The 24,138-nt window shown below is 55.8% G+C and carries 23 protein-coding genes; 12 read left to right on the top strand and 11 right to left on the bottom strand.

All coding sequences use genetic code 11. The annotated features are described in order from the left end of the window. The first annotated feature begins 38 nt into the window (after nt 1–38). The 5 genes from pstS (at nt 39) to phoU (ending at nt 4,630) form a co-directional block, all read left to right on the top strand. Nucleotides 39–1,079, top strand: a complete 1,041-nt coding sequence (gene pstS, locus SK58_RS02030) for a phosphate ABC transporter substrate-binding protein PstS (protein WP_017383706.1) — start codon at nt 39–41, stop codon at nt 1,077–1,079. Between the two features lie 128 nt (nt 1,080–1,207). Continuing rightward, entirely contained in the window at nt 1,208–2,167 is a 960-nt protein-coding gene (pstC, locus tag SK58_RS02025) for a phosphate ABC transporter permease PstC (protein ID WP_015570141.1), read from the top strand. Continuing rightward, nucleotides 2,167–3,057: a phosphate ABC transporter permease PstA gene (gene pstA / locus SK58_RS02020; protein WP_003861156.1), complete on the top strand. Its 891-nt coding sequence runs from the start codon at nt 2,167–2,169 to the stop codon at nt 3,055–3,057. Before pstC ends, pstA begins: the two co-directional genes overlap by 1 nt. Before the next feature lie 47 nt (nt 3,058–3,104). Continuing rightward, entirely contained in the window at nt 3,105–3,878 is a 774-nt protein-coding gene (gene pstB, locus SK58_RS02015) for a phosphate ABC transporter ATP-binding protein PstB (RefSeq protein WP_003861154.1), read from the top strand. A 26-nt stretch (nt 3,879–3,904) separates the two neighbouring features. Next, nucleotides 3,905–4,630, top strand: a complete 726-nt coding sequence (gene phoU / locus SK58_RS02010) for a phosphate signaling complex protein PhoU (protein WP_003861153.1) — start codon at nt 3,905–3,907, stop codon at nt 4,628–4,630. 44 nt (nt 4,631–4,674) lie between these two features. Here the strand turns inward: phoU and yieH are convergent, their stop codons facing one another. Next, on the bottom strand, nt 4,675–5,340 hold the full coding sequence (gene yieH, locus SK58_RS02005; RefSeq protein WP_017383705.1) for a 6-phosphogluconate phosphatase: 666 nt from the start codon (nt 5,338–5,340) through the stop codon (nt 4,675–4,677). A gap of 165 nt (nt 5,341–5,505) precedes the next feature. Between yieH and adeP the strand changes: the two genes are divergently transcribed. After that, the gene (adeP, locus tag SK58_RS02000; protein ID WP_017383704.1) at nt 5,506–6,843 is read left to right on the top strand and encodes an adenine permease AdeP; all 1,338 of its coding nucleotides are present in this window, start codon (nt 5,506–5,508) and stop codon (nt 6,841–6,843) included. A gap of 88 nt (nt 6,844–6,931) precedes the next feature. Here adeP and SK58_RS01995 read toward each other — a convergent pair whose 3' ends face one another. From SK58_RS01995 to rpmH, 9 genes are all read right to left on the bottom strand, one after another. Then, nucleotides 6,932–7,498, bottom strand: coding sequence for an NADPH-dependent FMN reductase (locus SK58_RS01995; protein WP_003861147.1), 567 nt, complete (start codon nt 7,496–7,498; stop codon nt 6,932–6,934). Between the two features lie 36 nt (nt 7,499–7,534). Continuing rightward, complete coding sequence (locus SK58_RS01990) at nt 7,535–8,281, bottom strand: 4'-phosphopantetheinyl transferase family protein (protein WP_017694032.1); 747 nt, start codon at nt 8,279–8,281, stop codon at nt 7,535–7,537. Between the two features lie 122 nt (nt 8,282–8,403). Then, a complete protein-coding gene (gene yidZ, locus SK58_RS01985) occupies nt 8,404–9,375 on the bottom strand; it encodes an HTH-type transcriptional regulator YidZ (protein WP_017383702.1) in 972 nt (323 codons plus the stop codon). Next, nucleotides 9,344–10,519, bottom strand: a complete 1,176-nt coding sequence (locus tag SK58_RS01980; RefSeq protein ID WP_023302811.1) for an MFS transporter — start codon at nt 10,517–10,519, stop codon at nt 9,344–9,346. The genes yidZ and SK58_RS01980 overlap by 32 nt, the downstream gene beginning before the upstream one ends. Nucleotides 10,520–10,630: 111 nt before the next feature. Then, a complete protein-coding gene (gene mnmE, locus SK58_RS01975; RefSeq protein WP_015570136.1) occupies nt 10,631–11,995 on the bottom strand; it encodes a tRNA uridine-5-carboxymethylaminomethyl(34) synthesis GTPase MnmE in 1,365 nt (454 codons plus the stop codon). A 72-nt stretch (nt 11,996–12,067) separates the two neighbouring features. Further along, complete coding sequence (gene yidC, locus SK58_RS01970) at nt 12,068–13,711, bottom strand: membrane protein insertase YidC (RefSeq protein ID WP_003861138.1); 1,644 nt, start codon at nt 13,709–13,711, stop codon at nt 12,068–12,070. A gap of 2 nt (nt 13,712–13,713) precedes the next feature. Beyond that, the gene (yidD, locus tag SK58_RS22040; RefSeq protein WP_001307474.1) at nt 13,714–13,971 is read right to left on the bottom strand and encodes a membrane protein insertion efficiency factor YidD; all 258 of its coding nucleotides are present in this window, start codon (nt 13,969–13,971) and stop codon (nt 13,714–13,716) included. After that, nucleotides 13,935–14,294 carry a ribonuclease P protein component gene (gene rnpA, locus SK58_RS01965; protein WP_006808764.1) on the bottom strand — a complete coding sequence of 120 codons (360 nt, stop codon included), beginning with the start codon at nt 14,292–14,294 and terminating at the stop codon, nt 13,935–13,937. Before rnpA ends, yidD begins: the two co-directional genes overlap by 37 nt. A gap of 16 nt (nt 14,295–14,310) precedes the next feature. After that, a complete protein-coding gene (gene rpmH / locus SK58_RS01960; RefSeq protein ID WP_000831330.1) occupies nt 14,311–14,451 on the bottom strand; it encodes a 50S ribosomal protein L34 in 141 nt (46 codons plus the stop codon). Between the two features lie 638 nt (nt 14,452–15,089). Between rpmH and dnaA the strand changes: the two genes are divergently transcribed. The 4 genes from dnaA to gyrB are packed head-to-tail and all read left to right on the top strand — an operon-like array spanning nt 15,090 to nt 21,102. Beyond that, complete coding sequence (gene dnaA / locus SK58_RS01955; RefSeq protein WP_017383700.1) at nt 15,090–16,484, top strand: chromosomal replication initiator protein DnaA; 1,395 nt, start codon at nt 15,090–15,092, stop codon at nt 16,482–16,484. Nucleotides 16,485–16,488: 4 nt separating this feature from the next. Then, nucleotides 16,489–17,589 carry a DNA polymerase III subunit beta gene (dnaN, locus tag SK58_RS01950; RefSeq protein WP_015570134.1) on the top strand — a complete coding sequence of 367 codons (1,101 nt, stop codon included), beginning with the start codon at nt 16,489–16,491 and terminating at the stop codon, nt 17,587–17,589. Then, nucleotides 17,589–18,662 carry a DNA replication/repair protein RecF gene (recF, locus tag SK58_RS01945; protein WP_000060091.1) on the top strand — a complete coding sequence of 358 codons (1,074 nt, stop codon included), beginning with the start codon at nt 17,589–17,591 and terminating at the stop codon, nt 18,660–18,662. Before dnaN ends, recF begins: the two co-directional genes overlap by 1 nt. A 28-nt stretch (nt 18,663–18,690) precedes the next feature. Beyond that, a complete protein-coding gene (gene gyrB / locus SK58_RS01940; protein ID WP_006808766.1) occupies nt 18,691–21,102 on the top strand; it encodes a DNA topoisomerase (ATP-hydrolyzing) subunit B in 2,412 nt (803 codons plus the stop codon). Between the two features lie 33 nt (nt 21,103–21,135). Here the strand turns inward: gyrB and SK58_RS01935 are convergent, their stop codons facing one another. Continuing rightward, complete coding sequence (locus SK58_RS01935) at nt 21,136–22,071, bottom strand: LysR family transcriptional regulator (RefSeq protein ID WP_017383699.1); 936 nt, start codon at nt 22,069–22,071, stop codon at nt 21,136–21,138. Nucleotides 22,072–22,184: 113 nt separating this feature from the next. On the opposite strand from SK58_RS01935, the gene SK58_RS01930 reads away from it, so the two are divergent. Further along, entirely contained in the window at nt 22,185–23,210 is a 1,026-nt protein-coding gene (locus tag SK58_RS01930) for a zinc-dependent alcohol dehydrogenase family protein (protein ID WP_017383698.1), read from the top strand. A gap of 113 nt (nt 23,211–23,323) precedes the next feature. Then, nucleotides 23,324–24,136, top strand: a complete 813-nt coding sequence (gene yidA / locus SK58_RS01925) for a sugar-phosphatase (RefSeq protein WP_017383697.1) — start codon at nt 23,324–23,326, stop codon at nt 24,134–24,136. The last annotated feature ends 2 nt before the right edge of the window (nt 24,137–24,138 follow it).

Raw genomic sequence — 24,138 nt, 5'->3', positions numbered from 1 at the left:
CTTAAACAATGATTTACGAAATCCTTGCAGGAGACATTATGAAAGTTATGCGTACCACTGTCGCAACTGTTGTCGCCGCGACCTTATCAATGAGCGCTTTCTCTGCCTTTGCAGCAGCAAGCCTGACTGGCGCTGGTGCAACCTTCCCTGCGCCGGTGTATGCCAAATGGGCGGATACCTACCAGAAAGAGACCGGTAACAAGGTCAACTATCAGGGTATCGGCTCCTCCGGTGGCGTAAAACAAATTACCGCGAATACCGTTGATTTCGGCGCATCCGACGCTCCGCTGTCTGATGAGAAACTGAATCAGGAAGGCCTGTTCCAGTTCCCGACCGTGATCGGCGGCGTTGTGCTGGCTGTTAACATCCCTGGCCTGAAATCAGGCGAGCTGGTGCTGGACGGCAAAACCCTGGGTGACATCTACCTGGGTAAAATCAAAAAATGGGATGACGAAGCCATCACTAAGCTGAACCCGGGCGTTAAGCTGCCTTCGCAGAATATCGCGGTGGTTCGTCGTGCTGACGGCTCTGGTACCTCTTTCGTGTTCACCAGCTACCTGGCGAAAGTGAACGAAGAGTGGAAATCTAAAGTCGGTTCCGGCTCTACCGTTAACTGGCCAACCGGTCTGGGCGGTAAAGGCAACGACGGTATCGCAGCCTTCGTACAGCGTCTGCCAGGCTCCATCGGTTACGTAGAATACGCTTACGCTAAGCAGAACAACCTGGCTTACACCAAACTGGTTTCTGCCGACGGCAAACCGGTTAGCCCGACCGAAGAGAACTTCGCCAACGCCGCGAAAGGCGCTGACTGGAGCAAATCCTTCGCGCAGGACCTGACCAACCAGAAAGGCGACGATGCATGGCCTATCACGTCTACCACCTTCATTCTGGTCCACAAAGAGCAGAAGAAGCCTGAGCAGGGTGCTGAAGTGCTGAAGTTCTTCGACTGGGCATATAAAAATGGCGGCAAACAGGCTAACGATCTGGATTACGCCAGCCTGCCAGACAGCGTGGTTGAGCAGATCCGTGCTGCATGGAAAACCAACGTGAAAGACAGCAGCGGTAAAGCGCTGTACTAACAGGATATATTTAACGAAGATGGCGGGTGGCGCGCAGCGATCCCGCCCTACGGTTTACTCTGTAGGCCCGGTAAGCGTCAGCGCCACCGGGCATATTCGTAAAAACGTCTCAAAAAGAAGAGTAATTTATGGCTGCAACCAAGCCTGCATTTAACCCTCCGGGTAAAAAAGGTGACATGATTTTCAGCGCGCTGGTGAAACTGGCTGCGCTGATTGTGCTATTGCTGCTGGGCGGCATTATCGTGTCCCTGATTTTCTCCTCCTGGCCGAGCATTCAAAAATTTGGTTTCGCCTTCCTGTGGACCAAAGAGTGGGATGCGCCGAACGATATTTACGGTGCGCTGGTGCCGATTTACGGCACGCTGGTGACCTCTTTTATCGCCCTGCTGATTGCGGTTCCGGTGAGCTTTGGTATTGCCCTGTTCCTGACGGAACTGGCGCCAGGCTGGCTGCGACGTCCGCTGGGTATCGCCATTGAACTGCTGGCGGCCATCCCAAGTATCGTTTACGGCATGTGGGGCCTGTTTATCTTCGCGCCGCTGTTTGCAACGTACTTCCAGGAGCCGGTCGGTAACGTTCTCTCTGCCATTCCGTTTGTGGGGGCGCTGTTCTCCGGCCCGGCATTCGGTATCGGCATTCTGGCGGCAGGTGTGATCCTCGCCATCATGATTATTCCGTACATTGCGGCGGTCATGCGTGATGTCTTCGAACAAACCCCGGTGATGATGAAAGAGTCTGCCTACGGCATCGGCTGCACCACTTGGGAAGTTATCTGGCGCATCGTCCTTCCGTTCACCAAAAACGGGGTGATTGGCGGCATTATGCTGGGCTTAGGCCGCGCGCTGGGTGAAACCATGGCGGTCACCTTTATCATCGGCAACACCTACCAGCTCGACAGCGCCTCGCTTTATATGCCGGGGAACAGTATTACCTCCGCGCTGGCGAACGAATTTGCCGAAGCGGAATCCGGGCTGCACGTCGCGGCGCTGATGGAACTGGGCCTGATCCTGTTTGTTATCACCTTTATTGTGCTGGCTATCTCCAAGCTGATGATTATGCGTCTGGCTAAAAACGAGGGGGCACGCTAATGGCGACTCTCGACATGCAAAACACCGCTCAGCTTGCGGAATCCCGTCGCAAAATGCAGTCAAAGCGCCGGATTAAAAACCGCATTGCGTTGACGCTTTCCATGGCGACGATGGCGTTCGGCCTGTTCTGGCTGATCTGGATCCTGATGTCCACCATCACCCGGGGTATTGATGGAATGTCCCTGGCGCTGTTCACCGAGATGACGCCGCCGCCGAACACGGCGGGTGGTGGTCTGGCAAACGCTCTGGCGGGCAGCGGCCTGTTGATCCTGTGGGCGACCGTTTTCGGTACGCCGTTGGGCATCATGGCGGGTATCTATCTGGCGGAATATGGCCGCAAGTCCTGGATCGCTGAAGTCATCCGCTTCATTAACGACATTCTGCTTTCTGCCCCGTCGATTGTCGTGGGTCTGTTTGTTTACACCATCGTGGTGGCGCAAATGGAACACTTCTCCGGCTGGGCGGGTGTGATTGCGCTGGCGCTGTTGCAGGTGCCTATCGTTATTCGTACCACTGAAAACATGCTGAAACTGGTGCCGGACAGCCTGCGTGAAGCGGCTTACGCGCTGGGTACGCCTAAATGGAAGATGATTTCGGCTATCACCCTGAAAGCGTCCGTCTCGGGGATCATGACCGGTATCCTGCTGGCTATCGCCCGTATTGCCGGTGAAACCGCACCGCTGCTGTTTACCGCCCTCTCCAATCAGTTCTGGAGCACGGACATGATGCAGCCGATCGCCAACCTGCCGGTGACGATCTTTAAATTTGCGATGAGCCCATTCGCGGAATGGCAGCAGCTGGCCTGGGCCGGGGTGCTGATCATCACCCTTTGCGTACTGTTGCTGAACATTCTGGCGCGCGTCATTTTCGCGAAGAAGAAACACGGTTAAATTTTTACGGCGCGGCACATCGCGGCGCCGAATGAGGAAATGAGTCAATGAGTATGGTTGATACTGCCCCGGGTAAGATTCAGGTTCGTGATTTGAACTTCTACTACGGCAAATTCCATGCCCTGAAGAATATCAACCTGGATATCGCAAAGAACCAGGTAACGGCATTCATCGGTCCGTCCGGCTGTGGCAAATCCACGCTGCTGCGCACCTTTAACAAAATGTATTCGCTCTATCCGGAGCAGCGCGCAGAAGGTGAAATTCTGCTGGACGGTGACAACATCCTGACCAATACCCAGGATATCGCCCTGCTGCGTGCGAAAGTGGGGATGGTATTCCAGAAACCCACGCCGTTCCCGATGTCGATCTATGACAACATCGCCTTTGGTGTGCGTCTGTTTGAGAAGCTCTCCCGTGCGGATATGGACGAGCGCGTGCAGTGGGCATTGACCAAGGCCGCATTATGGAACGAAACCAAAGATAAACTTCACCAGAGTGGGTACTCTCTCTCCGGTGGTCAGCAGCAGCGTCTGTGCATTGCGCGCGGTATCGCCATTCGCCCGGAAGTCTTGCTGCTGGATGAGCCGTGCTCAGCCCTGGACCCGATCTCAACCGGGCGTATCGAAGAGCTGATCACCGAGCTGAAGCAGGATTACACCGTGGTGATCGTGACCCACAACATGCAGCAGGCTGCACGTTGTTCTGACCACACGGCGTTTATGTATCTGGGCGAGTTGATTGAGTTCAGCGATACGGACGCGCTGTTCACTCGTCCGGCGAAGAAACAAACCGAAGATTATATTACTGGCCGCTACGGTTGATTTGCCTTAGTGCATGTGGAGAAACCATGGACAACCTCAATCTTAATAAACACATTTCCGGCCAGTTTAACGCAGAGCTGGAAAGCATTCGCACCCAGGTGATGACCATGGGCGGCATGGTCGAGCAGCAGCTTTCTGACGCGATCACGGCGATGCACAACCAGGACAGCGAGCTGGCGAAGCGCGTTATTGAAGGCGACCACAACGTCAATATGATGGAAGTCGCCATCGACGAAGCCTGCGTGCGCATCATTGCGAAGCGTCAGCCGACGGCGAGCGACCTGCGTCTGGTGATGGCGATCATCAAAACCATCGCCGAGCTGGAGCGTATCGGTGACGTGGCGGATAAAATCTGCCGTACCGCGCTGGAGAAATTCTCCCAGCAGCACCAGCCGCTGCTGGTGAGCCTGGAGTCTCTCGGGCGCCACACCGTGCAGATGCTGCACGACGTGCTGGACGCTTTCGCGCGCATGGATCTGGACGAAGCGGTCCGTATCTACCGTGAAGACAAGAAAGTTGACCAGGAATACGAAGGCATTGTGCGTCAGCTGATGACCTACATGATGGAAGATTCTCGTACCATTCCAAGCGTACTGACCGCGCTGTTCTGTGCGCGCTCCATCGAGCGTATCGGTGACCGTTGCCAGAACATTTGCGAATACATTTTCTATTTCGTGAAGGGGCAGGATTTCCGACACGTGGGCGGCGACGAGCTGGACAAGCTGCTGGCGGGTAAAGATCCGAAAGAGTGATATGTGTGGCGGGTGGCGCTAACGCTTACCCGCCCTACGTTAATTCAACGCGTAATATCCCACCCGCGCGCCTTCCACAACGCTGGCAGTTGCGCCAGATCGGTAAAGGTTGTCACTTTTGGATGGTCGATCGGCTTGTTGTGCGGATCGGCGCAGAAGTAAAACACCTCCATCCCCGCATCAATCCCTGACTGCGCGCCGGCAGATGAGTCATCCACCAGAATGCAGTTCTCCACGTTGACGTTCATCGCCTTCGCCGCGTGGAACATCAGCGCCGGATCGGGCTTCCAGCGCTGGATATCGTAGCCGCTGAACAGTTTTTCCGGGAAGTGGTGCAACATCTCCAGCTTGCCGAGCGAGTGCTGCATTTTGCTGACCGGTCCGTTAGAGACTACGCAGATCGGCACCGTCATCGCATCCAGCAGCGCGTTAGCGCCGGCGATAACTTCCAGCTCGGCGTCGAAGAGGCGTGCGACCTCGGCGCGGTACACCGGTTCCAGATCCGCTTTCACCAGATCCACCCCGTGCTCTTCGTTAATGATGTCGATGATCTCGTACAGCTTCACGCCCTTAAAGCGTTTAAACACCTCTTCGAGATCGAGCGTAATACCAAATTCCTGGAACATGGCGACATACGCGCGGGAACAAATGACCTCACTGTCGACCAGCGTACCGTCACAGTCGAAAAATACCGCTTCAATTCCGGACATGCCTTTCCCTTTTAACAAGTTTAACGTTTTCGTACGGCAGTTCACCGGGACGCAATCGTTGCCGTATAAGCAAAATCAATGAAAAAAGTATCCCGTAACCGCCACTATTGTCGCATTTTGGTATAGGATAGCGACGAATTTTCCCTCCTTGTTCGGAAATTGATGATGAGTCAACAACACACTACCCAGACATCTGGTCAGGGGCTGCTTGAGCGCGTGTTCAAACTGCGCGAGCACGGCACAACGGCACGCACCGAAGTAATCGCCGGTTTTACTACCTTCCTGACGATGGTCTATATCGTTTTCGTTAACCCGCAAATACTGGGCGTAGCTGGCATGGACACCAGCGCCGTCTTTGTAACCACCTGTCTGATCGCGGCCCTTGGCAGCATCCTGATGGGCGTTTTCGCTAATCTGCCCGTGGCGCTGGCCCCGGCAATGGGTCTGAATGCGTTCTTTGCGTTCGTGGTGGTTCAGGCGATGGGCCTGCCGTGGCAGGTTGGGATGGGCGCTATTTTCTGGGGCGCGGTCGGCCTGCTGCTGCTGACCATCTTCCGCGTGCGCTACTGGATGATTGCGAACATTCCCGTGAGCCTGCGCGTGGGCATCACCAGCGGTATCGGTCTGTTCATCGGCATGATGGGGCTGAAAAACGCTGGCGTTATCGTGGCGAACCCGGAAACGCTGGTGAGCATTGGTAACCTGACCTCTCACAGCGTGCTGCTGGGCGTGCTGGGCTTCTTTATCATCGCGATCCTGGCATCGCGCAACATCCATGCTGCGGTGCTGGTCTCTATCATTGTGACCACGCTGCTGGGCTGGATGCTGGGTGACGTGCATTACAACGGTATCGTCTCTGCGCCACCGAGCGTCTCTACCGTGATTGGCCACGTTGATCTGGCGGGCTCGCTGAACCTGGGACTGGCCGGGGTGATTTTCTCCTTCATGCTGGTCAACCTGTTTGACTCCTCCGGTACGCTGATTGGCGTGACCGACAAAGCGGGTCTGGCAGATGAAAAAGGCAAATTCCCGCGCATGAAGCAGGCGCTGTATGTGGATAGCATCTCTTCCGTTGCTGGCTCTTTCATCGGTACCTCGTCTGTTACCGCTTACATTGAATCCTCTTCCGGTGTGTCCGTGGGCGGCCGTACCGGCCTGACGGCGGTAGTTGTGGGTCTGCTGTTCCTGCTGGTGATCTTCCTCTCTCCGCTGGCGGGGATGGTGCCACCATACGCGGCAGCCGGCGCGCTGATCTACGTCGGCGTGCTGATGACCTCAAGCCTGGCGCGCGTGAAGTGGGAAGATCTGACGGAAGCCGTTCCGGCATTTATTACCGCGGTGATGATGCCGTTCAGCTTCTCGATCACCGAAGGTATCGCGCTGGGCTTTATCTCTTACTGCGTGATGAAGATCGGTACCGGCCGCTTCCGCGAACTTAGCCCGTGCGTGATTATTGTGGCGCTGCTGTTTGTGCTGAAGATTGTGTTTATTGATGCACACTAAGATGCTGGTGGTGTCAGGTGGCGCTTCGCTTACCTGACCTACTGACGAGTGTAGGCCCGGTAAGCGCTAGCGCCACCGGGCTTTTTTATCAGGCCTTCACCCGCTTAATATAATCCCCAAACGCGGTCAGTTGGCCAGAGAGATGGTCACGCGTACTCTGATCCACCACTTCACCCGTCTGCGGGTCGACCTTGTTCTGAATCACGCCGCCCATAAATTCCGGCTTGTTCATCACCATCGCATCCAGGAACACCAGGATCTGACGCAGGTGATACTGGCAGCGCGCGCCGCCGATGGCGCCCATTGAGCTGGTCTGGATCAGCACAGGTTTACCAGACAGCGGCTGCTCCGGTAAACGGGACAGCCAGTCAATGGCGTTCTTCAAACCACCCGGCACCGAGTAGTTATACTCAGGCGTCACAATCACCACGCCGTCAGCCTGACGGATTTGCTCGGCTATCGCTTCCACACTCTGCGGGAACCCTTCTTCCTGCTGAACGTCAGCATCATAAAGCGGGATGTCGCCAATGGACGGCAGGGCACTGATCTCCATTCCCGCAGGCGCCAGCTGCGGCAGCGTACGGGCAACCATCCCGTTAAAAGAACCTTTGCGCAGGCTTCCCAGTAACGTAACAACTTTCAACGTATCAGACATGATTACTCCTGTTTCATCATGATGATCCTGGACGGATCAGCTATGGGTGTATGCTTTTTCTGCCGGTAAACTGGTTAATCGCATCAGGCGCGCGGCGGGCTCGTTGGCGCGCTCAGGTACATCCGGAAGACTACGCCAACCGCGAGTGCTGTCAAACTCCCAGATTTTCAGCCGTTCGATGGCGGGGGTCACCGCAACGGACCAGATCAGTACGTCCTCAGCGTCGCAGAGTGCCTCTACCAGCGAGGCTTTTGTCGCGCGCAGGCGTCCGGAGCCGGGGAGCAGCTGCAACAGGCTGGCGTCGTCTGACGCCGCGCCGCTCAGTTTGCGGATGCTCTGGCGAAGGGTAATGAGCTGCGCTCTGGCTTCAACGGGGTCGTTCTGGTTACGTATCCACAGCTTTTCATTGCTGGAGAGCGGGTATTCATCGAGCGCGTTAGCACCATGGAAGCTGCGCGTGACGCGTTGTAGCTCCATATCCAGGCCGCAATCACCTTCCGTCGTCAGCGCGACGCCAACAATGTTGCCGGTGTACGCAATGGAAAAATGGGGGAGTGCCGGGTCCGCAAAAACCGGGCGACCTTCTGGCTGGGTGAGTATGTCCGGTAATTCGCTCGTGCCGTAGAGCATAAAAAGCAGTTCTGCGAGGAGCGCTCTGGAAGCTAAAAACCGCGTCCTGCGGTGTTCAGGTAGTTTGAGCGCCTCACTGTGACAGGCTGAAGAAAGTCTGGCCGATACGAGATGCCCTTCCGTTAATGTTCCTCGTGCAAAGTGCGTAGCCATTTTTCGCTCCTTGATAATGGTCGTAGTCGGTTAAACGGTTACATGATTATCGCTTAACTCAGCTTCTGTTTTAATCAGTAAATGGAAATAAGAGAAGCCTGAGCACCGAACTTTACATTATCTTAGGCAAAAACCTGACCTGGTGCGGTATACAGCGCTTTGATCGTCTCGCGCAGCCAGAGGATTTTCGGATTATGGCTGTTCCGTTTATGCCAGATCAGCGTGAAGGGGACGGTGAGCTTTTCTGCCTGCGCCTCATCGATGGGAATGGGCAGACAGACCAGATTACGCTGGTGGAGTTGATTGTAGTGATGGCAGTAGTGCGGCGCAGTGGCAATGTAGTTGTGATCCGGCTGAGCCGCCATAAACATCGACTGTTCAAAACCGGGCAAACTCATGGCGATGTTACGCTCCCGACCCATCTCTCTTAGCACCTCGTCGAGCGCCCAGGTGTCGCTGCGTTCCCAGAAGATGCTGATATGCGGGTAGCGCAGAAACGTCTCCAGATCCCACGCTTCCTGGAGCGCGGGATGATCCTCGCGCAAATACACGCACGGACGGTCACTGAACAGGATTTCGTAGTCGATAAACCACGGCATCAGCTTTAGCAGTTCGCGCGAGCGAGGGTGCGTTTCACGCCCGGTGAAGCCCAGATCCACTTCTCCGCGCGTAATGGCGTCCAGCGAATCGTAATCCCATTGGCGCAGCTTCACCGTCGCCTGTGGGTAGCGTTCATTCACCTGCTCCAGCAGGGTATTAAAGCGGATCAGCATCAGCGGTGTTTCGGCGGCGAGCACAAACTTGAGCCCGCCAGGAGAGCTATGGTGGAATTTATCGAGGATCTGGTTGCCAATCTGCATCCAGTCGGCCAAATCCTGTTCCAGACTCACCGTCAGCGGCGTGGGCAATAGCCCTAAAGGCGTTTTCACAAACAGCGGATCGTCGAACCAGTCGCGCAGCTTCGCCAGCGATTTACTCACCGCGGACGGCGTCACGTTCATCCGCTTCGCGGCTTTGGTGACGCTGCGCTCCTGCAACAAAAGTTGCAGGCAAAGTAAAAGATTAAGATCGAGACTGCTGATGGGCTTCTTCATAGTGCGCCGCGGGCTGGATGACCATAAGTAAGGTAATGCAGAGTATGCTACAGCCAATCAGAACCCCGATCAGCATATTCAGCGCGTTAAGGCCGATCACCGCCGCCAGCCAAATCCACAGTGACGAACCGCAGACCTGCGCAATGCCCAGCACCGAGCTTGCCACGCCTGCCCGCAATGAAAACGGGCCAAGTGCCTGACTCATCGCCACACCAAAGCCGACGGAGAATCCGGCGCAGATCAGAGTAATGCCCACCAGCATTACAGCGTGTGAGGTGGCGGTCGCCAGGATCACGCCTGCGGCGAGGAACAGCGTCTGTGAGGTGAGCATCAGCGTGCGCTGGCGGAAGATGTTGAGCGCAAAGGGCGTGGAGAATGAAACCGCCATGCTCACCATCGCGGTTAGCGCCATCACCGTCGAATATTCACCGCGATCGAAGCCCATCGTCTCCATCAGCAACACCGGGGAAACGTTTACATAGGTGAGGATCACCGCCACGCTAAGCGTGGTGATTGCCAGCCGACTCAGGAAAAAGCGATTCATCAGCTTTTCAGCCGGATGGAGGGTTGCGGTGTGATATGGCTGTTGCGAACCGGGATGGGTCTCTTTCAGCACCGTCACGGACAGGATAAAGACGATGGCGCCCATTGCGGCCATGGTCCAGAAAAGACTCTGCCACGGAAATTTAAGCATAATCAGGTAGCCAACAACCGGTGCCAGCACCGGGATGATGCAGGTAATGCCGTTCAGCATCGACAGCACTTTAGCGCGGCGCTGGGCGCTCAAGGTATCGCGCAGAATGGCAAAGGCCACCACGTAACAGCCGCCTGCGCCAATGCCCTGGATAAAACGGCCTGACAGGAACATTGTGCTTTCCTGAGCCACTGAAGACAGTACTGATGCCAGCGCAAAGATAACTGCACCCGTAATGGCGACGGGCTGACGGCCTGCTTTATCCGCGATTTTCCCGGCAAATACCATCGACGACGCCATTCCCGCGAGGTAGGCCGAAAACGCGATGTGCAGTTGCGCCTCGCTGGCACCCAGATCGCGGGCAATATGCGGTAGCCCCACCAGATACATATCAATGCCGGACGGATACAGCAGAACCAGCGCAAAACTACAGAACAGAAAACGAGCCATAAATCCCCCATAGATGCAGGCAAGCAGGATAGGGGGCGTGGAGGGATTAAGCGAGTTGCCATTTGGACAATGGTGATTTCCCTGGAGGAAATCACCCTGTATTAACGGGAATTACTTACCAATGCAGAAGCTCGAGAAAATCCGTCCCAGCAGATCGTCCGACGTAAACTCCCCGGTGATCTCGCTCAGGTTCTGCTGCGCCAGACGCAGCTCTTCCGCCAGCAGTTCACCGGCCCACGCGCCGATCAGCTGGGCTTTACCCTGCTCAAGGTGGCGAGCCGCCTCTTCCAGCGCCTGCAAGTGACGACGACGTGCCAGGAAGCCGCCCTCCATACTGGTGTCGAAGCCCATGCTCTGTTTGAGATGGCTACGCAGGGCTTCCACGCCTTCACCGGTACGGGCCGACAGGCGAATAAGTGAGTGACCATTCACATCGCTGATGCCCAGCGTTTCGCCGGTAACGTCGGCCTTGTTGCGCACCACGGTGATCGGCAGTTTAGCCGGGAGACGGGCGATAAAGTCTGGCCAGATTTCAGCCGGGTCAACGGCGTCGGTTGTGGTGCCGTCCACCATAAACAGCACGCGGTCGGCCTGCTCGATCTCCTGCCAGGCGCGTTCGATACCGATACGCTCGACTTCATCGCTCGCATCGCGCAGGCCAGCGGTGTCGATGATGTGCAGCGGCATGCCGTCGATATGGATATGCTCGCGCAGGACATCGCGGGTGGTGCCGGCTATGTCGGTCACGATCGCCGCTTCACGGCCCGCCAGGGCGTTCAGCAGGCTCGATTTTCCGGCATTGGGGCGACCAGCAATCACCACCTTCATTCCTTCACGTAGCAGGCTGCCCTGGCGCGCTTCGGCGCGAACGGCATCGAGATCGTTCATCACCTGGTTGAGCTGAGCTTCAATTTTACCGTCTGAGAGGAAGTCGATCTCCTCGTCCGGGAAGTCGATAGCCGCTTCGACATAGATTCGCAGGTGAGTAAGTGCTTCCACAAGGTGATTCACGCGTGCGGAAAATGCCCCCTGCAACGAGTTCAGCGCGGAGCGGGCTGCCTGTTCGGAACTGGCGTCGATCAGGTCGGCAATCGCCTCGGCCTGCGCCAGGTCGAGCTTATCGTTGAGGAAAGCACGCTCGGAGAACTCACCCGGCTTTGCAATGCGCAGGCCAGGCAGGGTCAGAATACGTTTTAACAGCAGGTCGAGGATCACCGGGCCGCCGTGACCCTGAAGCTCCAGCACGTCTTCGCCGGTGAAGGAGTTTGGGCCGGGGAACCACAGCGCGATGCCCTGGTCCAGCGGTGTGCCGTCGGCATCCTTAAACGGCAGATAATCAGCGTAGCGCGGCTTTGGCAGTTTACCCAGCACCGCTTCGGCCACCTCACGCGCCTTCAGGCCGGAGATGCGCAGAATGCCTACACCACCGCGTCCCGGTGGGGTTGCCTGGGCGACGATAGTGTCGTTATGGCTCATGGTTGCTCTCGTTCAATACAAATAAAAAAGGCGGTCAATCGACCGCCCTTATTTTAGCGTTAAGTTACCGAATCAGGACTTTTTCTTTTCGCGGCTATGCAGGCCACGTTTTTCCAGACCACGGTAAATCAGCTGCTGCTGGATGATGGTCACCAGGTTGCTGACGATATAGTACAGCACCAGACCTGACGGGAACCACAGGAAGAACACGGTGAAGATGACCGGCATAAAGGTCATGATCTTCTGCTGCATCGGGTCGGTCACGGTGGTCGGAGACATCTTCTGAATGAAGAACATCGTCACGCCCATCAGGATCGGCAGGATGTAGTACGGGTCCTGTGCGGACAGGTCATGGATCCACAGAGCGAACGGCGCGTGGCGCAGCTCAACGGAACCCATCAGCATGTAGTACAGCGCAAGGAAGATTGGCATCTGAATCAGCAGCGGGAAGCAACCACCCAGTGGGTTCACTTTCTCTGCTTTATACAGGGCCATCATCTCCTGGCTCTGACGCTGTTTGTCATCGCCCAGACGCTCACGCATAGCCTGAATCTTCGGCTGTAGCATACGCATCTTCGCCATGGAGGTGTACTGCGCTTTAGTCAGCGGGTACATGATGCCACGAACGATAAAGGTGATAACGATGATGGAGAAGCCCCAGTTACCCAGGAAGCTGTGGATGAACTTCAGCAGCTTAAACAGCGGCTGAGAGATGAACCACAACCAACCGTAATCGACGGTCAGATCCAGGTGCGGCGCAACGGCAGCCATTTTGTCCTGGATTTCCGGGCCGACCCACAGGGTGCTTGCCAGTTTACCGGTTTGACCCGGCTGCACCAGAACCGGCTGAGATTTGTAGCCGATGGCTGCAATACCGTTGCCGAGGTTCGCGGTGTAGAAGTTGTTCGTACCGTCGTTATTCGGTACCCACGCCGTCGCGAAATACTGTTGCAGCATTGCGACCCAACCGCCTTTAGAGCTGACGTTCAGGTTTTCGTTATCGGCAATGGTGTCGAATTTGTATTTCTCGTACTTGGTATCTGGCGTGGAGTAAGCCGCGCCACGGAAGGTATGCAGCGCAAAGTTGCTGCTTCCGGTGTCACGGTGAGACGGCAGATTGATGGACTGCTTCAACTGACCAAAGGTAGAGATTTCCAGTGGTTTCGCACCGGCGTTCTGTACGCTGTAGCCCACGTTCACCGCATACTCACCGCGTTTCAGGGTGAAGGTTTTGGTGAAGGTGTTGCCTGCCGCGTCGGTGTAGGTCATCGGGATAACCAGTTCGTTCTGACCATCAGCCAGCACAAACGTGTCATTCTCGACGTTATACAGTGGACGCGCACCGTTAGCCGGGTTATCCGGGCCATCACGACCGGTCAGGCCGCTCTGCGCCTGGTAGATAAATTCAGGCGTAGTTTCCAGTAACTGGAACGGTTCGGTAGACTTCAGCTCTTTCGGGTAGGTCAACAGCAGCGCCTGCTCAACATCACCACCACGGGTGTTGATAGTCAGCTCAAGCACATCGGTCTTAACCGTAATCTGTTTCCCCTGGCCACTGGCCGGTACGCCCTGGTCGGCGGCGCTACCCGCTGCGGTGGTCGTGGTCTGCGTGGTCTGCTGCTGGGGTTGAGGATTTTTATCCTGCTCCCATGCCTGCCAGATCATGAAAGACACGAACAACAAAGCGATGATAAGAAGATTGCGTTGCGAATCCATCGTTAGTGTTCTCTGGTATCAAAAGGTCCTGGAGGGACGGGGTCGTCTCCACCTGGGTGTAAAGGGTGGCATTTTAATACGCGTTTCACCGTCAACCAACTGCCTTTTATCACTCCAAACCTGCGCAATGCCTCAATTCCGTAGCTTGAGCATGTTGGCGTGAAACGGCAGTGTGGCCCGAGTAGCGGACTAATCAGGCGTTGATAGACCCGAATGAGGGCTATCAGGACCCGCGAGCCAGGCGACAGTGGCGGCGCCATAATTTTTCCAACGCTTCCGAGAGAGCACGGTTATCGAGGTCGGCAACCCCTTTTTTAGCCACCACCACGAAATCCATTGAAGGCAGTTCGTGCTGACGTAAACGGAAGCTTTCACGCGTCAGACGTTTAATCCGGTTGCGTTCATGCGCACGCTTAACGTTTTTCTTGGCGACTGTGAGACCGATGCGGGGATGCCCCAGCGAATTTTGGCGGCCGAGGATGGTGATTTGCGGCGTGCCAGCCCGTAATGGCTGCTGGAAGACGAAAGTGAAATGAGTGGGAGTTAACAAACGTAACTCCCTGGGAAATGCGAGCTTAACCACTCAGGGGTTAGCTTTATTACTTGGAAACGGTCAGACGAGCGCGGCCTTTAGCACGACGACGTGCCAGAACCTGACGACCATTTTTAGTAGCCATACGAGCACGGAAGCCGTGAGAACGGTTGCGCTTCAGTACAGACGGTTGAAAAGTGCGTTTCATGGCGATTTCTACCTAAACTTGAAAAAATTCATGACTTTTGCGGATGCCCGACCGAGTTTCGAATGACGGACGCCGAAGCCGTGGGTGATTAAAGAGGCCGGATTGTAATAATTGTACACTCCGGAGTCAATTCTCTTTCCTTAAATCCCTGTGTATTTCCGCACGTTTTCGCGTGGAAAATGAGCAGCGGACGACGCAGGAAGATGAGCATCACGCGCCGGGTCGAGGATTATACGGGCTCAACGATAAAGCGCAAGGATCGTCCCGGATCTTCGTTAGATCATTTAAGCCAAAAATTGTCTGTGCTCATTAAATTTTCCAATATGCGGCCTAAATCGCGAGGCACTCGCGTCAGGATCGTTTACACTTACCCGATTCCGGATCTTCCTGTGGATAAATCGGGAAGAATCTGTGAGAAACAGAAGATCTCTGGCTCAGTTTAGGCTATGATCCGCGGTCCCGATCGGGATCCAGCGATCCTGGTCGGGCATAAACACAACATCGTTCAGGTTGTATCAACGATAGCGTGTATAACCGCAGATAGCGGTTCGCACATCACCCTGATGGGGTCATGTCGATGTGCGCCAACAATCATGAATATTCAATAGTTTTCTTTTATTGTTCGAGTGGAGTCCGCCGTGTCACTTTCGCTTTGGCAGCAGTGTCTTGCCCGATTGCAGGATGAGTTACCAGCCACAGAATTCAGTATGTGGATCCGCCCGTTGCAGGCGGAACTGAGCGATAACACGCTGGCTTTGTATGCGCCAAACCGTTTCGTGCTCGATTGGGTAAGGGATAAATACCTTAATAACATCAATGGACTGCTGAACGATTTCTGCGGGTCAGATGCCCCACAGCTGCGTTTTGAAGTGGGCACAAAGCCGGTCACCCAAACCGTTCGTGAAGTTGTCAATGTGGCAGCCCCTGCACAGGCGGCGCCCGCTCCAGCGCCTCGCGTTGCACCGGTTCGTCAGGGCTGGGATAACGTTCCGGCCCCCGCTGAGCCTACCTACCGCTCTAACGTTAACGTGAAACACACGTTCGATAACTTCGTTGAAGGTAAGTCGAACCAGCTGGCACGCGCGGCGGCTCGTCAGGTTGCCGATAACCCCGGTGGCGCTTACAACCCGCTGTTCCTGTATGGCGGCACGGGTCTCGGTAAAACGCACCTGCTGCATGCGGTGGGCAACGGCATTATGGCGCGTAAGCCCAATGCCAAAGTGGTGTATATGCACTCCGAACGCTTCGTTCAGGACATGGTAAAAGCCCTGCAAAACAATGCGATCGAAGAGTTTAAACGCTACTACCGTTCCGTTGATGCGCTGCTGATCGATGACATTCAGTTCTTTGCCAATAAAGAACGATCGCAGGAAGAGTTTTTCCATACCTTTAACGCCCTGCTGGAAGGCAATCAGCAGATCATTCTGACCTCGGATCGTTATCCAAAAGAGATCAACGGCGTTGAAGATCGTCTCAAATCCCGCTTCGGCTGGGGCCTGACCGTGGCGATCGAGCCGCCGGAGCTGGAAACCCGCGTCGCGATCCTGATGAAAAAAGCCGACGAGAACGACATTCGCCTGCCGGGTGAAGTGGCGTTCTTCATTGCCAAGCGCCTGCGTTCCAACGTGCGTGAGCTGGAAGGGGCGCTGAACCGCGTTATCGCCAACGCCAACTTCACCGGTCGGGCGATCACCATCGATTTTGTGCGTGAAGCGCTGCGCGATTTATTGGCTTTGCAGGAAAAACTGGTCACTATCGACAATATTCAGAAGACGGTGGCTGAGTACTACAAGATCAAAGTGGCAGATTTACTGTCTAAACGTCGTTCCCGCTCGGTGGCGCGTCCGCGTCAGATGGCGATGGCGCTGGCAAAAGAGCTAACCAACCACAGCCTGCCGGAAATCGGTGATGCGTTTGGTGGCCGTGACCATACGACCGTGCTGCACGCCTGTCGCAAGATCGAGCAGTTACGCGAAGAAAGCCACGACATAAAAGAAGATTTTTCCAATTTAATCAGAACATTATCATCGTGACGCTATGAAATTTACCGTTGAACGTGAACATTTATTAAAACCGCTACAACAGGTGAGTGGCCCATTAGGCGGCCGCCCTACGCTGCCTATTCTTGGAAACCTGCTGCTTCAGGTCGCGGACGGTACGCTGTCGCTGACCGGCACAGATCTGGAAATGGAAATGATCGCGCGCGTTACGCTGACTCAGCCGCACGACGCGGGCGCGACCACGGTTCCGGCACGTAAATTCTTTGATATTTGCCGTGGGCTGCCGGAAGGCGCTGAAATCGCCGTGCAGCTGGAGGGCGACCGCATGCTGGTGCGCTCTGGCCGCAGCCGTTTCTCCCTCTCCACGCTGCCCGCTGCGGACTTCCCGAACCTGGATGACTGGCAGAGCGAAGTTGAATTTACCCTGCCGCAGGCGACGATGAAGCGTCTGATTGAAGCCACGCAGTTCTCCATGGCGCATCAGGACGTTCGTTACTACTTAAACGGCATGCTGTTCGAAACCGAAGGTGAAGAGCTGCGTACCGTGGCGACCGACGGTCACCGTCTGGCGGTTTGTTCCATGCCGATTGGCGATTCACTGCCAAACCATTCGGTGATCGTACCGCGTAAAGGCGTAATTGAACTGATGCGTATGCTCGACGGCGGTGAAACGCCGCTGCGCGTGCAGATTGGCAGCAACAATATTCGTGCCCACGTGGGCGATTTTGTCTTCACATCGAAGCTGGTAGACGGTCGTTTCCCGGATTATCGCCGCGTATTGCCGAAGAACCCGGATAAAACGCTGGAGGCGGGTTGCGACATCCTCAAGCAGGCGTTCGCGCGTGCCGCTATTCTCTCCAACGAGAAATTCCGCGGCGTACGTCTTTACGTGAGTGAAAACCAGATCAAAATCACCGCCAACAACCCGGAGCAGGAAGAGGCAGAAGAGATTCTGGACGTCACCTACGCCGGGGCTGAGATGGAAATCGGCTTCAACGTCAGCTATGTGCTGGATGTGCTGAATGCACTGAAATGCGAGAACGTTCGCATCCTGCTGACTGACTCCGTTTCGAGCGTACAGATTGAAGATGCCGCATCACAGTCGGCTGCTTATGTTGTCATGCCAATGAGACTGTAATGTCGCTCACCCGTCTGTTGATCCGCGACTTTCGCAATATCGAAAGCGCGGATCTCGCTTTATCCCCTGGCTTTAACTTCCTGGTTGGCGCGAACGGCAGCGGCAAAACCAGCGTGCTGGAAGCCATCTATACGCTCGGCCACGGCCGGGCGTTTCGCAGTTTGCAGATTGGTCGCGTGATTCGCCACGAGCAGGAATCTTTTGTTCTGCACGGGCGTTTGCAGGGCGCAGAGCGGGAAACCGCCATCGGCCTGACCAAAGACAAGCAGGGCGACAGCAAGGTGCGCATTGACGGCACCGATGGCCACAAGGTGGCGGAGCTGGCGCTGCTGATGCCGATGCAGCTGATTACGCCCGAGGGGTTTACTTTACTCAACGGCGGCCCCAAATACAGAAGAGCGTTCCTCGACTGGGGATGCTTTCACAATGAAGCCGGTTTCTTTAACGCCTGGAGCAACCTGAAGCGTCTGCTTAAACAGCGTAACGCCGCATTGCGCCAGGTCACGCGCTACGCTCAGCTGCGTCCGTGGGACATGGAACTCATCCCTCTTGCGGAACAAATCAGCCGCTGGCGTGCCGAATACAGCGCAGGTATCGCCGAAGACATGGCCGACACCTGCAAACAGTTTTTACCCGAGTTCTCTCTCACCTTCTCTTTCCAGCGTGGCTGGGAAAAAGAGACGGATTATGCCGAGGTGTTAGAGAGAAGCTTCGAGCGCGATCGCATGTTGACCTACACCGCGCACGGCCCGCACAAGGCGGATTTCCGCATTCGTGCCGACGGTGCGCCGGTGGAAGACACGCTGTCGCGCGGGCAGCTGAAGCTCCTGATGTGCGCGCTGCGCCTGGCGCAGGGGGAGTTCCTCACTCGAGAGAGCGGGCGACGCTGCCTGTACCTGATAGATGATTTTGCCTCGGAACTTGACGACGCGCGGCGCGGGCTGCTTGCCAGCCGCTTAAAAGCCACGCAGTCGCAGGTTTTCGTCAGCGCCATTAGCGCTGAACACGTTATAGACATGTCGGACGAAAATTCGAAGATGTTTACCGTGGAAAAGGGTAAAATAACGGATTAACCCAAGTTGAAATGAGCGAGAAACGTTGATGTCGAATTCTTATGACTCCTCCAGTATCAAAGTCCTGAAAGGGCTGGATGCGGTGCGTAAGCGCCCGGGTATGTATATCGGCGACACGGATGACGGCACCGGTCTGCACCACATGGTATTCGAGGTGGTAGATAACGCTATCGACGAAGCGCTCGCGGGTCACTGTAAAGACATCGTGGTCACGATCCATGCGGACAACTCCGTGTCCGTTACCGATGACGGTCGTGGTATCCCAACCGGTATTCACCCGGAAGAGGGCGTATCTGCTGCGGAAGTCATCATGACCGTTCTGCACGCAGGCGGTAAGTTCGATGATAACTCCTATAAAGTTTCCGGCGGTCTGCACGGCGTAGGCGTATCCGTAGTAAATGCCCTGTCGCAGAAGCTGGAGCTGGTTATCCAGCGCGAAGGCAAAATTCACCGTCAGATCTACCAGCACGGCGTGCCTGACGCTCCGCTGGCCGTCACGGGTGATACCGATAAAACCGGTACCATGGTGCGTTTCTGGCCGAGCCTCGAAACCTTCACCAACGTCACCGAATTCGAGTACGACATTCTGGCGAAACGCCTGCGTGAACTGTCGTTCCTGAACTCCGGTGTGTCGATTCGTCTGCGCGACAAACGCGACAACAAAGAAGACCACTTCCATTACGAAGGTGGTATCAAGGCGTTCGTTGAGTATCTGAACAAGAACAAAACGCCAATTCACCCGAATATCTTCTACTTCTCTACTGAAAAAGACGGTATCGGTGTGGAAGTGGCCTTGCAGTGGAACGACGGTTTCCAGGAAAACATCTACTGCTTCACCAACAACATTCCACAACGCGATGGCGGTACGCACCTGGCGGGCTTCCGCGCGGCGATGACCCGAACCCTGAACGCCTACATGGACAAAGAAGGCTACAGCAAAAAAGCGAAAGTCAGCGCCACCGGTGACGATGCCCGTGAAGGCCTGATTGCCGTGGTCTCCGTGAAGGTGCCGGATCCGAAGTTCTCCTCACAGACCAAAGACAAGCTGGTCTCTTCTGAGGTGAAATCGGCGGTTGAACAGCAGATGAACGAACTGCTGAGCGAATACCTGCTGGAAAACCCGTCCGACGCGAAAATCGTGGTGGGTAAAATTATCGATGCGGCGCGTGCCCGTGAAGCGGCGCGTAAAGCGCGTGAAATGACCCGTCGTAAAGGCGCGCTGGACCTGGCAGGCCTGCCGGGCAAACTGGCTGACTGTCAGGAACGCGACCCGGCGCTGTCTGAACTGTACCTTGTGGAAGGGGACTCCGCGGGCGGTTCTGCGAAGCAGGGCCGTAACCGCAAGAACCAGGCGATTCTGCCGCTGAAGGGTAAAATCCTTAACGTTGAGAAAGCGCGCTTCGACAAGATGCTCTCTTCTCAGGAAGTGGCGACGCTCATCACCGCGCTCGGCTGCGGCATTGGTCGCGACGAGTACAACCCGGACAAACTGCGCTATCACAGCATCATCATCATGACCGATGCGGACGTCGACGGCTCGCACATTCGTACGCTGCTGTTGACCTTCTTCTATCGTCAGATGCCGGAAATCGTTGAGCGCGGCCACGTTTACATTGCCCAGCCGCCGCTGTACAAAGTGAAGAAAGGCAAGCAGGAACAGTACATTAAAGATGACGACGCGATGGATCAGTACCAAATCGCGATCGCCCTTGATGGTGCGACCCTGCACGCAAACTCCAGCGCGCCAGCGCTGGCCGGTGAGCCGCTGGAGCGTCTGGTCTCCGAGTTCAACGCCACGCAGAAAATGATTGGCCGTATGGAGCGTCGCTATCCGAAAGCGCTGCTGAAAGAGCTGATTTACCAGCCGACCCTGACCGAAGCCGATCTGAGCAACGAGCAGACCGTCACCCGCTGGGTGAACACCCTGGTGAGCGAGCTGAACGAGAAAGAGCAGCATGGCAGCCAGTGGAAGTTCGACGTCCAGCAGAACGCTGAGCAGCAGTTCGAGCCGATCGTCCGCGTGCGTACCCACGGCGTCGATACCGACTACCCGCTGGAGCACGAATTTGTGACCGGTCCGGAATACCGCCGTATCTGCACCCTCGGCGAGAAGCTGCGCGGTCTGATCGAAGACGATGCGTTTATCGAACGTGGCGAACGTCGTCAGCCGGTAGCCAGCTTCGAACAGGCGCTGGAGTGGCTGGTAAAAGAGTCCCGTCGTGGTCTCTCTATTCAGCGTTATAAAGGCCTGGGCGAAATGAACCCGGATCAGCTGTGGGAAACCACCATGGATCCGGAAAGCCGTCGCATGTTGCGCGTCACCGTTAAAGACGCAATCGCAGCGGATCAGCTGTTCACGACCCTGATGGGCGATGCGGTTGAACCACGTCGCGCCTTCATCGAAGAGAACGCCCTGAAGGCGGCGAATATCGATATTTAATCGTCGCTTTACGACAGCATAACTGGCCGCGCTTCAGCGCGGCTTTTTTATGGACGCAGGAAACTCCAGCGACATCACTGCCGGTAAACGTTTGACCAGCATATCTATGGCAATTCTTACCCTTAGCGGCAGGTGTGGCGTCTGCTGCCAGACGGCATGAACGTCGAAGCGTACATCCGGGGCCTGCTTTAAGAGCGGGACAAGATCTCCCTGCTGAATTTCTTTAATGACCATCCAGCAGGGTAACCATGCAAGGCCGTGGCCGGCCAGCGCCGCGTCGCAGATCGCCTGCAAATCATCCATATTGAGCGATGAGCGGGGAATAAACGTGCGCGACGTGCCATCGTAATCCATCAGCTGCCAGGGTAGGACTCTGCCCGCACGCGTGTAGTTAATGGCCGTATGCTGGCGTAGATCATCAACGGTTTGCGGCTGGCCATTCTTAAACAGGTAATCCGGCGCGGCGCACAGCACCATCCGGTGCTCCCCCAGCCTTCTGGCGACCAGCACGCTGCTGTCAGCCAGAGCGCCATTGCGCACCGCCATATCAAACCCTTCTTCCACGAGATCCACGACGCGGTCGCTGAAGGACATTTCAAGCTCAAGCCCGGGATGCTCCTGCGCCAGCTCTATTAGCAGCGGGGCGATACACTGGCGACCAAACAGCACCGGCACGGCAACACGCAGCCGACCGCTGACCTGATGTTTTCCGGTTTCAAGCTGCGATTCAGCGCCACGGATCTCCTCCAGCGCGCGCAGGCAGCGTTCATAAAAAAGCGCGCCGTTATCGGTCAGCCTCTGACTGCGGGTGGTCCGATGAAACAGACGAACCCCCAGCCTCTCTTCAAGACGAGCAATGCTTTTTCCTACCGCCGAGCGCGACAAATGCAGACGGACGGCGGCCTGGGCAAAACTTCCTGCCTCAACGGAGGCAACGAAAACGGGAATATCTTTCAGCGTATCGGTCATGGACGGATTGTGTCAATTTGGTCATCAATGAAGGGAAAACTTATCGCCACTGGCGACGCTGAGTCAACGGTAGACTGTCAGAACTGAAAATCATCTGATGACAGGAGAAAAAAATGACTGAAACAATGCAACGCTGGTCAATGGATGCCCTTGGTCGTGAAAGCCTCAGGCTCGTTCAGGAGCCTGTTCCACAGCCAGGCCCGGGGGAGGTTCGCGTAAGGGTTAAAGCCGTTGCGCTCAACTACCGGGATAAAATGGTGATTGAAGGCACGATGCCGATTCCGCTTTCCTTCCCGTTTACCCCAGCATCTGACATGGCAGGCGTAGTGGACAGCATCGGCGAAGGCGTTACGCGTTTCAAGCCCGGCGCACGCGTCATCTCAACCTTCTTCCCGGAATGGATCGACGGCAAGCCGCAGGCAGACGCGCGCGATTTGCCCTATAAAACGTCCGGTGGATACTTCCAGGGCATGCTGGCCGAATATGTGATTGTGAGTGAAAACGCGCTGGTGGCGTCCCCGGAAAGCCTGGATGACGCTGAGGCCAGCACGCTTCCTTGCGCGGGGCTCACCGCCTGGTTTGCGCTGGTGGAACGTGGTCAGCTGCGCGCCGGGCAATCGGTGCTGGTACAAGGGACGGGCGGTGTGGCGCTATACGCTTTGCAGATAGCAAAAGCGCACGGCGCAGAAGTTATTGTTACGTCGGGGAGTGATGAAAAACTGGCGCGGGCCAAAAAGCTGGGGGCCAGCCAGGGCATCAACCGACTGAAAGGCGACTGGGCTGAAAATACGCTGGCACTGACGCAGGATCGCGGCATCGACCATATTATCGAAACGGTGGGTGGGGAGAACCTGAGACATTCCCTGCGCGCCGTTGCCGTTCATGGGCGGATATCGGTCATTGGCGTGCTGGCCGGGACAGAAATTTCTCTGCCTGCAAGCGAGCTGTTGCTGAAATCTCCCGTCATTCAGGGGATTGGGGTTGGACACCGCCGGGCGCTGGAAGATTTTGTCCGTGCTGTTGATGTCACGGAGTTAAAACCGGTGATTGAGCATCGCTACCGCTTTGACGAGCTGGAACAGGCGCTTGAACATCTGGATCGCGGTGCGTTTGGCAAAATCGTTCTCACCCGCGAGTGAGTTCCCGTTCCCGGGATAAACGTAAAAGGGGCTTTTTGTTGCGCAAGGTAGCTCTATTTTTGTGTGCTTAATCGCGTTAGCATGAGGTAGCACTCATTTATCCCGGGGACCTCATGGCTATCAAACTCATTGCAATCGATATGGACGGCACGCTGCTGCTGCCAGACCACACTATCTCTCCTGCCGTTAAAAATGCGATCGCCGCCGCACGCGAAAAAGGCGTGAACGTGGTGCTCACCACCGGACGCCCGTATGCCGGGGTGCACAGTTACCTGAAAGAGCTGCACATGAACCAGCCTGGCGATTACTGCATCACCTATAACGGCGCGCTGGTGCAAAAGGCAGCCGATGGCAGCACGGTGGCGCAAACTGCACTGAGCTATGATGACTACCGTTTCCTGGAAAAACTCTCCCGCGACGTGGGCTCTCACTTCCACGCGCTCGATCGCAATACGCTTTACACCGCCAACCGCGATATCAGCTACTACACGGTGCACGAGTCCTACGTTGCAACCATTCCACTGGTGTTCTGCGAAGCGGAAAACATGGACCCGGCAACCCAGTTCCTGAAAGTAATGATGATCGACGAACCCGCGATCCTCGACAAAGCCATCTCACGCATTCCGGCTGAGGTAAAAGAGAAATACACCGTGCTGAAAAGTGCGCCGTACTTCCTCGAAATTCTCGATAAACGCGTCAATAAAGGCACGGGCGTCAAATCGCTTGCCGATGCGCTGGGCATCAAGCCTGAGGAGATCATGGCGCTGGGCGACCAGGAAAACGATATTGCGATGATCGAATATGCGGGCATGGGCGTGGCGATGGATAACGCCATCCCGTCGGTAAAAGAAGTGGCGAACTTCGTGACTAAATCTAACCTGGAAGACGGCGTTGCCTGGGCGATCGAGAAATTCGTTCTGTCGTAACA

The sequence above is a fragment of the Enterobacter sp. BIDMC93 genome (genome assembly GCF_001037805.1).
GTDB classification, from domain to species: Bacteria; Pseudomonadota; Gammaproteobacteria; order Enterobacterales; family Enterobacteriaceae; genus Enterobacter; species Enterobacter hormaechei_C.
Note: the sequence above shows the minus strand (reverse complement) of the source record. Positions and strands in the feature narration are given on the sequence as shown.